The organism is Gemmiger formicilis, from assembly GCF_016901605.1.
GTDB lineage: Bacteria > Bacillota > Clostridia > Oscillospirales > Ruminococcaceae > Gemmiger > Gemmiger formicilis_B.
Genome location: NZ_JACJKP010000678.1, coordinates 1 through 244 on the forward strand (window position 1 = coordinate 1; position 244 = coordinate 244).

Genomic DNA, 244 nt, shown 5'->3' on the forward strand with positions numbered 1-244 from the left:
ACCTGCCAGACGGTAGTTCTCCCCCACAAAAAGGGTATACACCGCTGAGGCGGCAAGCAGCCCCGCCATGCCCAGGCTGTTGTAGACGCCAAACACGTGTTGGCTGTTTTCCTGCCCGGCGCAGAGATAGAGGATGCTGGTATCCACCCCGGAAAGCCCGGCAATCACCACACTGAGCAGCACCCGCTCTGCCAGAAAACCGCCAAAATCCGACGCCTGCCAGAAGATGATCTTGGACAGGAAA

General features: G+C 58.6%; 1 pseudogene. It reads right to left on the reverse strand.

The features are described 5' to 3' along the window. Window positions 1-244, reverse strand: a pseudogene (locus H6B10_RS16440) (MFS transporter); the annotation flags it as partial.